Source organism: Salinimicrobium oceani, assembly GCF_012037645.1.
Map to the genome: position 1 here is coordinate 1 of NZ_JAAVJR010001687.1, position 280 is coordinate 280.

Sequence of the window (280 nt, forward strand, 5' to 3'; positions counted from 1 at the left end):
GTACTTAATGATGCTTTACTGCTTTTCGACTGGCTGCATTTGCACCACGAAGATTTCACAGGGCAGTATGGAAAATTCTATCGCAGCTACCGTACAGCACCCTGGTATATTGAAGATAAAAAACAAGCTGAAGCATTAGCTTCAAGGCTGGGTTATGATAAGGTTGCTGAAGAAAAACTGGATGTCGCACTTAAGATAAGGGACTATGTGGTGGGCGGCGGCTTTATGTTCGCTATGTGCAGCGCCACCGACAGCTTCGATATCGCTCTTTCGGCGGAAG

Annotated in this window: 1 pseudogene; it reads left to right on the forward strand. The window is 46.4% G+C overall.

Annotated features, from left to right (window positions below):
- Positions 1-280, forward strand: a pseudogene (locus HC175_RS23600) (asparagine synthetase B); the annotation flags it as partial.